Here is a 13,661-nt window from a genome sequence, read left to right on the forward strand (position 1 = left end):
AATGGCGGTGAGATTTGCTCCAGTTGCCTGAGCAGAGAGGGCGCTCTGGTCAAGCTAGCGACCAAAGCAGTCCGAGGCTACATCTCGAAGGTTACAAGCCAATGACAATAAATTAATGTGAGATATATTTGTAGCTCATGCGGGTATACATCCCTTTTATTCACAATAACTGTCTTTGTTATAGCTGGGAGCGGCCGTTTGACTTCAACGTTTTGTGAACACGGGAAGACTGCAATTGTCCGATAACGTCACCTCAAAGCTGATGTTGATCGTAAAATCTAATCAAGCAACACGGATGCGAGTTGAATAGTTAGACAGACATGCCAACGAAGTTGTGACATTTTTTCTGGCATACCCCATGCTGGGAATATCTACCTCGGCTGGCAAAAATTCGACCCTGATTGACAGCCATGTTGTTCAACGGCTGAAGTCGCGGCAAATTCGAGCCGTTGATGATGCGTGTCATAAGCGTATGACATCAATGACCAACGCTTCTTGACAGGCAATGACCATTGCGGCGGAACAAAGATTGGATGTGACGGTATAAATGGCTCCCAAGACTCTGCTTGCAATTGGGAAGTGAAAAGTGAGAGTACTTAATTATGCCGACGCATGAAGATCAGTTTTTTTGGGGCTTTAAAATAAAATTAGGCACAAATAGGATCCTCGACGTCTTAATGCGAGGATCTATCACGGCTTTAAAGCTGTGATAGTTAGCTGATAATAAGGTATCGGGTTGCTCGTGCCGGATTCTACAACCAGTGCATACCATGTTCCGGCTTGAGGATTAGCAATCTCGACAGCTTCGAAAACGCCGTAATTAAATGAATAAGCATCGGCATTTGGATGAACATACGTCGGGTCAGGAACCGGCGTCGCGCCGTATTTTATGTAAAGATCGATATCGTTGCTGAGATCTTCAATGCCATTCAAGGATACTCTAAGCACAGAGAAACCGGGCGGTAAACCGAATGTATGTTCATACCCCATCGCTACCGGCACGCCGGATTTATTATCCAGTTTCAATACAAAGGTGTTTCCGTCTCCGACCTGAGTATTAGCACCACATGCGGGGGGGGGATTTACGCCGGCTTGTCCTGAAGCCAGAGCAGCCAGGTTATTCGCCACGTTACGGTGTTCGGCGATTTGACAAGCGCCGATATCCGAAACGTTATTTGCGCCCACGCAACCCACACCGAAAGGATTTCCGGCAGAGTTTCCGGTCATGAGCGTGGCAATGGCGGAATTGGTGCAGGATTTGGCAAATTTCTTTGCCGTGATTAGATTCAATTTATCGATTCTATTAGTCGCCGTCGCATCAGGACAATCGGTGATTTTATTGTTGTCCTTTCTTGATTGGCAATTATTAAGGGCATTCAAATTTCCCAGCATATAGGAGTTTGAAATATTCGCGATGGCCTTTTGACATTTTCTGGCGACTTTATCGGCAATCGGCTCTGAAGGGGTATCATCGGCATATTCTACATTCAGCATTTGCGTTACAGCGCTGTCGCCGGCCGCCATAATACAAGTTTTAAGATCATCGGCGGTTTTCGCATTGGCACAAACGCCCCCTAGTCCACTGTTTTCTAGAATGCCTGCAGGACAGTACTGCGCAATGTTTGCTGAATTGAGGAGCGCTGCCGCACTAGAGATCGATTTTTGCGCTGTCGCATCAGGGCAAGCCCTGTTAATCTTTCCCGCAACAACAGCGTCTAGGCAATTTCTGTTTGCCGTATAGATTTGTTCCAGATATTTTCTAGCGTAGGTCCGCACCGCATTACGGCATTTTTTCAATGTATTGTTAATTTTCAATGTATCGTTAATCGGATCAATATTTCCTTGAATAAACCCTTTCGATAAATAGACGTCATCATCCCATGATAAATCGGGACTTTGACAAAGTGAGCCGGTTCCCCCCGAGGTCACGCCAGCAACTACATCGGTACCATTCAAATTGACAAACATAGGTCCGCCCGAATCGCCGAAGCAGGTGTCCGATGTAGAAGTGGAGCTATATTGCCAACATATGTTTCCGGGTTGCGTTACGCCCGAGATAGCGCTGTTACAGTCTGCCAAAGCCACACGGCCCTCGCGCTTGATTCCGGAATCGCTAGTCGCCCCTCCTGTCTTGCCAAAGCCGATAATCGTCCCGATGGTACCTAAAGCCGGAGTTCCGGTAATATTAATGTGTGCTGGGGGAATCCCGACTACAGGGCTTTTTAATGTCAGGACAGCGTTGTCGCCACTCCCGCCGAACACATAAGCTGGATTCATTTCTACCGAGGCTACGGGATAGATGCCCCCGTTTTGTAAATAGATCAGCAAATTGTCGGGAGCTTGCAGGGTACAAGTGGAAAAGCTGTGACCGCCAGCGCTCCCATTGGCGCAAACACAATGCGCGGCAGTCAGAAACGTCTGGCAACCGATTAAAGTCCCTGAACAAATTTGTTGATAATAGGGAGTATTACTAGTTGTCGGCGTGGAAAGCAATAAGGCGCCCGATGCAGCACTATCCTGTGTAGGCTGGCCGTTGACGATGCGCGGCATTGCTTGTGCGGAAACTAAACCACTGCAACAAAACGCCAGATATGTTGCTAGCGTAGCAGCGAGCAAAGGTCTTGTCTTTGTCTTGACTTTCATTTCTCTTCCGGGCTTGAAGCATTTTTAAAATTCCCAAACTCTCGCCGCTTCTTTTCCCCTTGCGTCGGTTGCTTTGTTTGATTTTCCATCGAAGCTAACTGCGCTTTCAAAACTTCGACAAATAGGCTGTCCGCTCCGAACTGCTGCTCCAATCTTGGAATATCCTTCCTCAGTAAGTCTAATTCTGAGACCATAATATTATCATTATGTTTATGGCAAAGACTGGAAAAAATTTCTAGGCCGAATTTAACCTGATAGAAATCTCTAAAAAACCAGTTATTGTCTGATTAGGTTTGAACAACTTTATTTCATACGTTTAACCTGGGATGAATGATTTTTTCTTTAAGAGAGCCGATGGCGCCCTTAACTTGTTCCCAAGTTTCTTTGAATTTGTCGGAATCGGTATGCAGTGTGTCTCTTAAAGCTTGAATTCCTTGATAAAGTGTTGCGTAATCTTTCTTATCTCCATAGCCAAGGGCTTCGGCTAATTTGAGTTGATATTCAGTGTTATCAGCCAATTGGAGAATTTGTTTCTTACCGTCTTTCTTGCTTAAGCCGGAATTATGTTCTAATTCATAAGCATCCGTCAGATCGGCTTCAGCGGATAGCACGGGTAATGGGTAAATTTCGGTGTTGGCTACCAAAGTATCAAGCACTTTTTCTAGTGTCTTTTTAGCATCATCTTCCTTTCCGGCTTTGATTAGCGCCGTAGCTTCATCGATGGCGCCTGGATATTCGCTTAAGGGTAGACTGACAATATTAATTCTGATCTCGCTGGCAAGTTCTGCAAGAAGCTTTTTGGCTTGCTGTATTTGTTCAGCCTCAATAAGCTGCATTGCCTTTTTAGTCGTTGCCTTTACGTCATCGAGATTGCCCTGGTAGATAACGGTTTCTTCCTGAAAGGACACGGGAATCAGATTAAACTTACTATCCCTGGAAGAAAGTATGCGCAGTTTTGCGGAAACGTCCTGCAGATAATGCAAGGATTGCTCAGTATTGTGGTTATACAAGGCTGTGAGCGCGTTTTCTGTTTCCATTACGGTTTCAACCGCTTCTTTGACTAATTGGCGCTTTTTCTCCGCACTGATTTGATGGGCTTGGCTCCTATGCTTGGATAATTGTAATGCTGAGGGAGTCTTTACCTGTTTTTTTTCAAGGCTCTGATCGGCCAAGCCGGCGGCGGACGCTACTAAGAGAATTGTTGCGGAAAGAGCGCTTGCGGTTTTAATATAATAGAGTTTTGTCATGAAAGTTTCTCTTTAATCGCCATCACGGTCATTGTCGTGATGATGGCGATGATGTGTGTAATAGGGAGGATAAGCATAATAGCTGTAGGCGGGATATTGAGAATAGCCATTACTGTAGCCAGCATACCCATTGCTCGGGTATCCATAGGTTTGCAGACCATTGTAGAAACCCTGGTTATTGTGGCTGTAAACACTGTTTCCAGGTCCTCTAACAAAGTAAGGTAAATTCCCTTGGCAGCCAACTAAAAAGAAAATTGGTGTAATAAATAAGATACCTATCATTGATCGCTGAATAACTGACATAGTGGTCTCTTTCAAAAATTCATAAGCTCGAGTGTTTTGTAAGACTTTGTTAGAGAACGCATGCTTAGAAATAACATTTGAACAATAGCAATCAACTCGTTCAAAGTATTGCTATGGGCATTCATTCACTCAGTTTTAACGTTATCTATCTGGTAATTCAACAAGAGTTTTCGATTGCCAAACCAATGAGCTGGAAAGAAATACGTTTTTCTTAATGATGAGGAAAGCAAACTATATGCCAGCACTAAATCCATTTTTAAAGATAGAAGGCGATTAGTATAAATATTTTATAAAACAAATATTTAAGTCATCTTCTCTTCCTAAGGCTCGGCAGCATTATCGCACTTCATTCTCCGTTAAAATGTTTTCTTTGGGTGTAATAAACTCGCGGCAATTGTTTATTACCACCAAAGGCAAAAATTGCCTCAGTGAGTATGCGGCGTGAGCGATCAATGCAGTTGCGCAAAATGGATTTTTCAGTTGAAGGTAATGTCATCGCTTTGGACACATAAAAAATGCGAAATGCATTGAGTTACGAATGACAGCTTTATAAACTTGACCGTTCATTCACTTGCCAATTGTGATCGACAGCTTATGTTAAGGGTTGCCAGATGCCTGCCCTTAACCGCAAGACTGCAAGATGCGACAGCACTTGGGGCAGGCGTCGGACAAGTCTCGAGGGAGGAAACCACAGGCTACACAGCGGGGAGTCTGGATCGGCGACAGTCTATGGGGATTTGAATGATGGGGCTGCCTTTAATGTGGCTAACAGGCCCATCTGGTGAGTGATGGCATAGCACATCACTAATAGCCCGTCACCCCATGCTTCCGCCGTCCCTTAAGTTGTTCAGTTTATTTTGAATAAAGCCCTAAGGATGTCGGGCGAATGTTTCCGTTCCAATTATCTGTTCACAAAAATCGGAAGTCCGCTCAGTTCGCCTTGCTTCAGAAGCTCATAACGCAGGCCGATTAACGTTTCGTTTTCGTGCGGATAGTCTGTCCAGACGATGCTTGCTTCTCCGGTCAATCCGAGATTTATAAATTCGAAATAAGCCTTCTCGTCGGTTTCCTCGATCGTAATCCTCTTGTTTAGAAGAATCATCAGGCCGTCGACTGAAACATTTACCGCCGTGAAGGGGTGAAAATTGCCATTCAACAAGATGCGGCCGGGCCCCGGCATTCTTTTTCGGTACACTTTTCTTTTATAGATAAAATCTTCGACATCGTAAGAAACAGTTTTAAATTCCAGTGCAATCAATAGCTTATTTTTTTTAGAATCGGCCCTGACCACTTCCATTTCGCCGGCCAGACGCATCGACGGAATGAAGATGTCGACCAAGGTTGAAGATTGCCGCGAATTGAAAATATCCTTGATATCGTTTTCGGCGCCTTTTTGCTGATCCAGCTCGGCGAGCAGGCCGGTGATCGACAGATTCTTTACGATGATGCTCCGCTCTTCCCCGTTATGAAAAATCAGGCCATGCAAATGCAAATCTTTTCGAAATGAGCGAGGTAATTCGAGTTTCATTTTTTCTCCTGATTGATCTCAACTCGCTGAATGACGATCGCAAGCCGATGTAAATCGTAAAGTGTAGTCAATTCCGACCTTTTCGTAAGAGATGTCTGGACCACTTTTTGCGCACTCTTTGCATTATCTTCATATGTTCATTATCCCGTCATGAGCTTGTCATAACAGGCATTCAATAATACAGACCAATAATTAGGATTCAGTTTGTGTTATGTTGAATGATTTTCAAAAATCCCGCCGCCATTTCATCAAAACGTCGGGGCTGGTATTGGGTGCGGGTTTTGTCCCGACCATGAGCGGACGCAGCAGTATTATTGCCGAGTCGGTTGATTCGGCGGGGGCATTCGACCGGCCGCAGTTGGCGCAGGGCATTCAATTCGGCGATGTGCTGCGGAACCGGGCGATGGTCTGGAGCCGCTCTGACCGTCCGAGCCGAATGTTGGTCGAATTCAGCTTAAATCCCACGTTTACCGAAGCCAAATTGCTGACCGGACCGCGGGCATTGGCCAAGTCCGACTATACGGTTCGTATGGATTTGACAGGGTTGCCGGCGGGCCGGGAGATTTATGTCAGAGTGATGTTTCAGGACATCGATGATCGAAAAAACCTGAGTCAACCCTGTTACGGCCATTTTCGGACTGCGCCCGACGACGTAAGGGCTATCCGTTTCCTCTGGTCCGGCGATACCTGCGGGCAGGGATGGGGCATCAATCCTGACATTGGCGGTATGAAGATTTTTGAAACGATGCGGCAGACCGAACCGGATTTTTTCATCCATTGCGGCGACAGCATTTATGCCGACAGCCCGATTCAGGAGTCTCAGGTCGTGCCGCAGACCGGAGAGATCTGGCACAACCTCGTGATTCCGGAAGTCGCCAAGGTCGCCGAAACGTTGGACGAATTTCGCGGCCGCTACAAATACAATCTGCTCGATGATAATCTGCGCCGTTTCAACGCGGAAGTGCCGACCGTCTGGCTTTGGGATGACCATGAGATCACCAATAACTGGTCTCCCGCGAAGGATGTGAACGGCGATCCGCGCTATCGCGAAAAATCGATCGCAACGTTGGAGGCGCACGGCAGGAAAGCTGCGATGGAATATGCGCCGATGCGTTATCCGGTGGCCGATTCGGCTCGGCGGATTTACCGTAAATTGTCTTACGGTCCGTTACTCGATGTGTTCGTACTGGACATGCGTTCGTATCGGGGCGGCAACAATCACAATCGCCAGACAACCCCGGGGGACGATACTGTTTATCTGGGCCGCGAGCAATTGGATTGGCTGAAAGACGGGCTGAAAAATTCGGCTGCGGAGTGGAAAGTGATCGCTGCGGACATGCCGCTCGGCCTGCAATCGCAGGACGGCGTCGATCAGATGAACCGGCCGCAATTCGAAAGTTTTGCGAACGGCGACGGTCCGGTACAAGGGCGTGAGTTTGAACTGGCCGAGTTGCTGGGATTCATGAAGCAGGACGCCATCAAGAATACACTCTGGCTGACCGCCGATGTGCATTATGCGGCCGCGCATTTTTACGATCCGGCAAAGGCACGATTTAAGGATTTCGAGCCGTTCTGGGAGTTTGTCGCCGGTCCTTTGAATGCGGGCAGTTTCGGTCCGCACGAGCTCGACGACACCTTCGGTCCGCAAGTGATCTTTCAAAAAGCCTCGCCTGTATCGAATCTGTCGCCGCTGTCCGGAATGCAATCTTTCGGACAGGTCGATATCGACGGTGACAGCCGGATCATGACGGTGACTCTAAAAAACTTGGAAGGCGACATCCTATTTCAGCAGAGCATTATGCCGGCCCCGATTTAAGCCTTTCATTTACGGTTTATCCCGCTTGGCAAATTTGCGCGCTATTTCCTCGGCGCTTAAATGTCTGATATTTTCGCCTTTGACGAGGTAGACCACGTATTCGAAGATGTGAAACGCATGTTCAGCGATACGTTCTATGTCCCGGACCGTGCTCAGCAAATGCATTGTGCGTTGGATGTCGCGCGGATTTTCGCTCATGCGTGCGCTCAATTGTCGAAAAATGAGGATATATTCGCGAGCGATGTTGCGGTATTGGGTGATGATCGCATTGATGTTGTTTATGTTCTGTTGTGCGAATGCATTCAGCACATCATGAAGCAGTTTTTTATTCAATTTGTAAAGATGCTGAACTTCGGGGCAACTCTCGGTTTTTTTTTCAACCGAGGATAAATTAATCGATTTAATGGCGGTATATTCGGCAAAATAACCGATTCTTTCAAGTTCGATGATGATTTTAATCGCGGCGATCAGCATTCTCAAATCGAATGCCGCAGGCTGGCGGAGCGCCAAGATCTCCGCACATTTTTGATCGAGAATGGTTCCGTAAAGGTGTACTTGTTTGTCCTGGCGAATGACTTTTTCAGCTTGCTCGGGATCGCCATTGATGAAGGCCTGTATGGCGAATTTGACTTGCTGTTCGACCAAACCACCCATGGACAGAACTTGGTCGCGGATGTATTCAATTTCAATGTCAAATTGGCCGGAAATGTGATGTCCGGATTTTGTCGAATCCATAATTTGAATCAATCTCGGGTTGAAAAATTTTTATGAGGGCAGGCCGGTAAGCCGCCTTTCATTCTTTTGCCCAATGCACAAAGCATTTCCTGGCTATTGGCCGTTGCTGTCATGAAGCACGTTTTTTAAGCGCCGGCATAGTTTTTTTCAAAATAGCCGTTGTATTTTAAACGTAGAAATCATCAACCCTCCCTGTAATAAAAACAGGTATGGCCAAAATTGCAGCGTTTCAGGAACAGCGGTCTGAACCAGTAATAACACCGCAAAAATAACTCCGTTTACAGAGATTGGTACGCCTTCAAAACCGCTATTTTCGGTCACATTGTAGCGCGCCAGACGCAACATGCCGCAAGCGGCAAAAAATAATCCCGTTAGCACTCTGAAAAGTCCGGGAGTATCGAGTACAAAATACACAAGAACCGGAGCCACGCCGAAGGATACCAGATCGGACAGTGAATCGATTTCCTTGCCGAACTGATTTTTTTCATTCAGCCATCCCGCCACTTTGCCATCGAGTACGTCAAAAACCGCGGCAAGGAATAATAAAGCAGCGCTGAGGGTCAACTGGCCTAGAGCGGCAAAATACACGGCTAAGATGCCAGCGAACAGGTTTCCCAGCGTAAAACAGTCGGCAATTTTTAAGTAGCGGATGATATTCATGATTTCGCCTCAAGTTTAGGTTGGTAACGATGCCGACTTATCATTAGACACAGGAAATATGACGAGCATATTTATTCGGTGATTGAAGCGATCACTGTTGTCAAAATTCACAAATACTGATCTTGAACCGGTTGGCACATTTCTGTCATCCTTTCTGCGGATTCTTGGGGGGTGTCAAACGATTATCGATAACTGAATGCGTGGTTTGGAGCCGATAACCGCAATGCAATAGAGGGGTTGGCTAAGTTTTAGCGCAGGTTCTGGGAATCAAGTCGCTGACTAGCGGAGGACGGAACTTGATATTATGCCTTGGTCGCGGCCTCGTATATCGGGTTCGGACTGGCGGCGCCTCTTCGCTTCATATTGCCGAAGATTGCCGTAGGGTGTTGGGCAATGAGCGGGTAGAGATGCTACAACACCATACGATGAGAGCCATCTTTGACCGAACGCCCGGTGATCGTTCGGCTGTAATTCGGCTTTTTTGAGAAAGTCAGCTGAAATTCGACAACAACCATTGAAAAAATCCGGGTTTAACGACCCGGATTTTTTTCATTTCTTTCAACGCAATGGCTTGCGACGGTCGAATTTTTGTTCGACGAGACCGTCTTTAACCGATAAGTCGATCAAGTCTTGGTCAGTGAAACCAACGACATAAAACAGATTGCCGCCGGCGACGGTCGGCAAAAAGTCGTTGTCGTTCGCAATCCACAGGGTATGATAAGTGACGCCGCTTGAAACCACATCGCTGCCGAACGCGATGCCTTCCAGTTTGGCGGGAATGTTTTTAACGTCGATGCCATATTTTTCATTTAACATTTTTACAATATCGAGGAATAATGATTTTTCTACGGCAAAGGGCAGCAAGTTGTTTTCGCCGCTAATGTTCAGCGGGCCAATGTCGGTTGCGCCTTTCAAGTCGATTTTATATAAACGTTTTACAACCGCTTTACTGCCGTCGCCCAAACCTTTGCCGTCGCGTTCCAGCACGAGAAATTCATGATCGTTGATCGCCAGAATTTCGCTGCTGTTATACGATTTGCCCTTATCGGCCAGATAGTTGTCGTAAACATACTGATGCGTTTTACCGGTTTCGATGTCGATCGTGACGATCCGGTTCGTTCTGCCGCCATCGCCGCCGTCCTGCAGTAACGGGCTTTGCTCGAAGCCGATCAACGTGCCGCCGTCCGGTGTCATGGCGAGGCCTTCCATGCCTTTATTCGCAACACGGCCCTGGGTATTGGCAGCGATTTCATCGGCGCCTTTGGCGCTCAGATGGTCGGCAGTGAATGCGGCCGGTAGACTGAAAATTCGGGTGCGTTTTCCGGTGAGCCGGTCAAATTCATAAACATAAGGGCCGTATTCATCGGAAATATAGATTTTGCCATTGTGTCCTACACGAATAGCCTCCGGGTCGAGACGGGCATGAGAGGGATTCGTGGAAACGCCTTCGCCGAAGTTGTCCGACCGACCGCTGAAGAAATGCTGGTTACGGGTATTGATATCGGGAACGGCTGCCCCGTAAGTCAATGTAGAAGGGCTGAATAACAAGGTGGTACTTTGCAGTTGTGGCGCCAATGTCATCGGCAAGCCATTGGATGGCGTGTCGGTGAGTTGCAGCGAAACGGTATGAAATCTTGAAATATAGGAAGTGGTGTTGTCGACGTCGGCATTCCATTCGGTTGCATTGGGGCCTCGATCGGGCAGCGCCAGAAAGGTGTTGTTGCCAGCATAAGCCAGGCCGGAACCAATGCCGCCCAGCACATTGGCGCTATCAACCCCATTCTCAAGGGTTCCGGTTAAGCCGGAGAGATCGTGTTCATCGCTCAGACGGCCGATGGCCATGAGTTGAGGGTCGGCCGCACAAATCGCCGATGCTCCGTACAAAGACAGAAGCAGCAAGGCTTTTTTCATAAGAAAGTCTCCAAATGGCTGAAAAAATACAACTTTTAACATTTGGATATGACCTTTTTATGACAGGAGCAGCCAGCAACGGGTATTTTTAAGGTAATGGAAAGTTAAGTCGGTCACCGCATGCTACCGCTATAGGGAGGGAAATTGAATCAATACAACCCCAACTGCAACTGCGCCACTTCCGACATCATCTCGCGCGACCAGGGCGGGTCGAGCACGACTTCGACGATGACGTGATCGACGCCGGGCAGGGCGCGGATGCATTTTTCGACATCGCTTTGAATGACCGGTCCCATGCCGCAGCCGGGCGCGGTCAAGGTCATGCGGACATGCACGTCGTTCAGATGCTCATCGACTTGGGTGACCTTGCAGGAATACACCAGGCCCAGATCGACAATATTGACCGGAATTTCCGGGTCATAGACGGTCTTCATCACTTCCCAGCAGTTTTTCTCAACTGCTTCCGGGCTGGTCTCGGACACCAGGGTATGCAATTCGTGGGTTTCCTTGCCGAGCGCGTCGGCGTCGCTGCCGGCGATCCGCACCATATGGCCGAACTCGGTTACGACTGTGTAATTGTTGCCAAGCGACTGGTGGATCACGACCGTTTCGCCCTTTTTCAGGGTGCCGGGTACGCCGTCCGGTATTGTAATGATGTCGACGTCGCGGGTTAGGACAAAGGCTTCTCGTTCAGACATAAAAGTGTTTAGAGATGAAAGGTGCGCGCATCGATGATCTGGCCGTTCACGCCGATGCTTTGCGGGCCGAAAAGGTATAGGTAAACCGGCGCGAGAGATTCCATGGAAGGCAGCCTGCTGTTATCGACGCCCGGATAGGCTTTTTTGTGCAACGGCGAATCGACGGGGCCGGGGACCATGATATTGACCCGGATTTTGCCGAAGGCTTCGACCTCCTCGGCCAGTATGTGCGCCAGACCTTCCAGCGCGCATTTGGACACGCCGTAGACGCCGGAATAAGCCGGCGTGTTGCGGGCGGAGGAGTCGGAGGTGAACACGATCGAGGCGTGCTCGCTTTTTTGCAGCACCGGCAACAATACCCGGCAGAGCAGGAACGGGCCGTTTAGATTTACGTTCAAAGCATGGCCCCATTCCTTGGTGCCGAGCAGCGACAGCGGCGTGAAGCCGCTGAATTCGACCGCCGAATGCAGGATGCCTTGCAGCGAGCCGTATTTTTCCTCGATCCGATCCGCCAGTTCCTGAAAGTCATTTTCAGTCGCGCCTGCCAGATCGAACGGATACAGGATCGGCTCGGGCGCGCCGGCCTCGACGATCTTGTCATAAACCACCTCGAGTTTCGGCAACTTGTTGTCGAGCAGAATCACTTGCGCGCCATGTTTGGCCAGGGCCAGCGCGGCCGTCGCGCCGAGGCCGCCGCCCGCGCCGGTAATCAAAACTACTTGCTTGCTCAGTGGCATGTATGCGCTCCAATCCAGTCGGTAATTTGCGCGGGCGATTCGATCACCGCGTCCGCGCCCCAGGTTTCCGGCCGGTCGCCCGGTTTTAGGTAGCCGTAGCGTGCGGCCAGCGTTTTCATGTTCGCGTTTTTGCCGGCTGCGATGTCATGGCTGGCATCGCCGATATAGACGCATTGCTCGGGTTCTACGCCGGCCAGTTTGCAGGCGGTCAGCATTGGTTCGGGATGCGGTTTTTCGAAAGCGGTCGTATCGCCACTGACGATGCACGCGGCGCGGCCGGTCAGATTCAATGCCGCCATCAACGGATTCGTGAAGCGCTTGCGTTTATTCGTCACGACGCCCCATTTCAACCCTTGTGCCTCGATCAGCTTCAGGGTGTCTTCGATGCCGGCAAAAAATACCGAGTGATCGGCGATATGGCTTTCATAGCAATCGAGCATCGTTTCTAGCAATGCTTCCTCGGTGCGATTATCGGCCGGCGCGGTCAGGCTGGCGGCGATCATCGCGCGCGCGCCGAACGAAATGAACGGCTTGATTGCCGCCGGGCTGGCCTCCGCGAAACCGTGCTGAAGCAAAGCCAAGTTCAGGCAGCGCATCAGGTCCGGCGCGGTATCGACCAGGGTCCCGTCCAGGTCGAACATGACGCAGCTGAGTCGCATCGGCGCTTACTCGGGACGCCGGAAAGCGGCGATATAGTTGATGTCGATGTCCTTGCCGAGGCTGAAGCGCTTGCTGAACGGATTGTATTCGATGCCGACCATGCCTTGCAGTTCGAGGCCGGCATTGCGCGCCGATTGACAAAGCTCGGACGGCTTGATGAAGGTCTTGTAATCGTGCGTGCCTTTCGGCAGCATGTTCAGCACATGTTCGGCGGCAAAGATAGCCAATAAATAGGCTTTCGGTTTGCGGTTCAAGGTTGAGAAAAACACCATGCCGCCCGGTCTGACCAGCGTCGCGCAGGCGTTGATGATTGCGCCGGGATCCGGGACGTGTTCGAGCATTTCCATGCAGGTCACATGGTCGAAGCCGGCCGGCTGTTGCGCGGCCAGGTCTTCGGCGCTGATTTTCTGATACTGCGCGCGGACGCCGGTCTCGAGGCCGTGCAGATCGGCGATGTCGATCAGTTCTTCGCTGAGGTCGATGCCCAGCGCATCCGCGCCCTCTTTGGCCAGGCCTTCGGTCAAAATTCCGCCGCCGCAGCCGACATCGACGATCCGCGCGCCTTTGATGCCGATGAAGCGCTTGATGAACTGGAGCCGCAGCGGATTGATCTCGTGCAGGGTCTTGAATTCGCCCTGCGGATCCCACCAGCGCTCGGCACGGGAGCCGAATTTGTTGATTTCGTGCAAATGCACGTTGTTTGATGCAGTCATAAGAGATTGG

Annotated in this window: 13 protein-coding genes; 1 reads left to right on the top strand and 12 read right to left on the bottom strand. The window is 49.4% G+C overall.

Annotated elements, in window-relative coordinates; genetic code table 11:
- Positions 1-690 precede the first annotated feature (690 nt).
- The 5 genes from U2W12_RS18215 to U2W12_RS18235 all read right to left on the bottom strand — a co-directional run bounded on the left by U2W12_RS18215 (position 691) and on the right by U2W12_RS18235 (position 5,721).
- A complete protein-coding gene (locus U2W12_RS18215) occupies positions 691-2,643 on the bottom strand; it encodes a trypsin-like serine protease (protein WP_326502118.1) in 1,953 nt (650 codons plus the stop codon).
- Complete coding sequence (locus U2W12_RS18220; protein ID WP_326502119.1) at positions 2,640-2,837, bottom strand: hypothetical protein; 198 nt, start codon at positions 2,835-2,837, stop codon at positions 2,640-2,642. The genes U2W12_RS18215 and U2W12_RS18220 overlap by 4 nt, the downstream gene beginning before the upstream one ends.
- Positions 2,838-2,951: 114 nt before the next feature.
- Complete coding sequence (locus U2W12_RS18225; RefSeq protein WP_326502120.1) at positions 2,952-3,890, bottom strand: YfdX family protein; 939 nt, start codon at positions 3,888-3,890, stop codon at positions 2,952-2,954.
- A 12-nt stretch (positions 3,891-3,902) separates the two neighbouring features.
- Positions 3,903-4,193, bottom strand: coding sequence for a hypothetical protein (locus tag U2W12_RS18230; protein WP_326502121.1), 291 nt, complete (start codon positions 4,191-4,193; stop codon positions 3,903-3,905).
- Positions 4,194-5,094: 901 nt separating this feature from the next.
- Positions 5,095-5,721: a PilZ domain-containing protein gene (locus U2W12_RS18235; RefSeq protein ID WP_326502122.1), complete on the bottom strand. Its 627-nt coding sequence runs from the start codon at positions 5,719-5,721 to the stop codon at positions 5,095-5,097.
- Between the two features lie 211 nt (positions 5,722-5,932).
- On the opposite strand from U2W12_RS18235, the gene U2W12_RS18240 reads away from it, so the two are divergent.
- Positions 5,933-7,537 carry an alkaline phosphatase D family protein gene (locus U2W12_RS18240; protein WP_326502123.1) on the top strand — a complete coding sequence of 535 codons (1,605 nt, stop codon included), beginning with the start codon at positions 5,933-5,935 and terminating at the stop codon, positions 7,535-7,537.
- Between the two features lie 9 nt (positions 7,538-7,546).
- On the opposite strand, the gene phoU is transcribed toward U2W12_RS18240, so the two are convergent.
- The 7 genes from phoU to ubiG all read right to left on the bottom strand — a co-directional run bounded on the left by phoU (position 7,547) and on the right by ubiG (position 13,651).
- Entirely contained in the window at positions 7,547-8,272 is a 726-nt protein-coding gene (gene phoU, locus U2W12_RS18245; RefSeq protein ID WP_326502124.1) for a phosphate signaling complex protein PhoU, read from the bottom strand.
- Positions 8,273-8,419: 147 nt separating this feature from the next.
- Entirely contained in the window at positions 8,420-8,932 is a 513-nt protein-coding gene (pssA, locus tag U2W12_RS18250) for a CDP-diacylglycerol--serine O-phosphatidyltransferase (protein WP_326502125.1), read from the bottom strand.
- A 558-nt stretch (positions 8,933-9,490) separates the two neighbouring features.
- The gene (locus U2W12_RS18255) at positions 9,491-10,843 is read right to left on the bottom strand and encodes an esterase-like activity of phytase family protein (protein ID WP_326502126.1); all 1,353 of its coding nucleotides are present in this window, start codon (positions 10,841-10,843) and stop codon (positions 9,491-9,493) included.
- Positions 10,844-10,992: 149 nt separating this feature from the next.
- A complete protein-coding gene (sufT, locus tag U2W12_RS18260; protein ID WP_326502127.1) occupies positions 10,993-11,541 on the bottom strand; it encodes a putative Fe-S cluster assembly protein SufT in 549 nt (182 codons plus the stop codon).
- An 8-nt stretch (positions 11,542-11,549) separates the two neighbouring features.
- Positions 11,550-12,278, bottom strand: a complete 729-nt coding sequence (locus U2W12_RS18265) for an SDR family NAD(P)-dependent oxidoreductase (RefSeq protein ID WP_326502128.1) — start codon at positions 12,276-12,278, stop codon at positions 11,550-11,552.
- Positions 12,269-12,937 carry an HAD-IA family hydrolase gene (locus U2W12_RS18270; RefSeq protein WP_326502129.1) on the bottom strand — a complete coding sequence of 223 codons (669 nt, stop codon included), beginning with the start codon at positions 12,935-12,937 and terminating at the stop codon, positions 12,269-12,271. The genes U2W12_RS18265 and U2W12_RS18270 overlap by 10 nt, the downstream gene beginning before the upstream one ends.
- 6 nt (positions 12,938-12,943) lie before the next feature.
- Entirely contained in the window at positions 12,944-13,651 is a 708-nt protein-coding gene (ubiG, locus tag U2W12_RS18275; protein WP_326502130.1) for a bifunctional 2-polyprenyl-6-hydroxyphenol methylase/3-demethylubiquinol 3-O-methyltransferase UbiG, read from the bottom strand.
- Positions 13,652-13,661 lie beyond the last annotated feature (10 nt).

Source organism: Methylomicrobium sp. Wu6 (assembly GCF_035916875.1).
In the GTDB taxonomy this organism is placed as follows: Bacteria; Pseudomonadota; Gammaproteobacteria; order Methylococcales; family Methylomonadaceae; genus Methylomicrobium.

Bases quoted from the DNA above. Each gene is read 5' to 3' on its own strand.
- U2W12_RS18215 (WP_326502118.1), bottom strand. From the start codon at position 2,643: ATGAAAGTCAAGACAAAGACAAGACCTTTGCTCGCTGCTACGCTAGCA.
- U2W12_RS18220 (WP_326502119.1), bottom strand. From the start codon at position 2,837: ATGGTCTCAGAATTAGACTTACTGAGGAAGGATATTCCAAGATTGGAG.
- U2W12_RS18225 (WP_326502120.1), bottom strand. From the start codon at position 3,890: ATGACAAAACTCTATTATATTAAAACCGCAAGCGCTCTTTCCGCAACA.
- U2W12_RS18230 (WP_326502121.1), bottom strand. From the start codon at position 4,193: ATGTCAGTTATTCAGCGATCAATGATAGGTATCTTATTTATTACACCA.
- U2W12_RS18235 (WP_326502122.1), bottom strand. From the start codon at position 5,721: ATGAAACTCGAATTACCTCGCTCATTTCGAAAAGATTTGCATTTGCAT.
- U2W12_RS18240 (WP_326502123.1), top strand. From the start codon at position 5,933: ATGTTGAATGATTTTCAAAAATCCCGCCGCCATTTCATCAAAACGTCG.
- phoU (WP_326502124.1), bottom strand. From the start codon at position 8,272: ATGGATTCGACAAAATCCGGACATCACATTTCCGGCCAATTTGACATT.
- pssA (WP_326502125.1), bottom strand. From the start codon at position 8,932: ATGAATATCATCCGCTACTTAAAAATTGCCGACTGTTTTACGCTGGGA.
- U2W12_RS18255 (WP_326502126.1), bottom strand. From the start codon at position 10,843: ATGAAAAAAGCCTTGCTGCTTCTGTCTTTGTACGGAGCATCGGCGATT.
- sufT (WP_326502127.1), bottom strand. From the start codon at position 11,541: ATGTCTGAACGAGAAGCCTTTGTCCTAACCCGCGACGTCGACATCATT.
- U2W12_RS18265 (WP_326502128.1), bottom strand. From the start codon at position 12,278: ATGCCACTGAGCAAGCAAGTAGTTTTGATTACCGGCGCGGGCGGCGGC.
- U2W12_RS18270 (WP_326502129.1), bottom strand. From the start codon at position 12,937: ATGCGACTCAGCTGCGTCATGTTCGACCTGGACGGGACCCTGGTCGAT.
- ubiG (WP_326502130.1), bottom strand. From the start codon at position 13,651: ATGACTGCATCAAACAACGTGCATTTGCACGAAATCAACAAATTCGGC.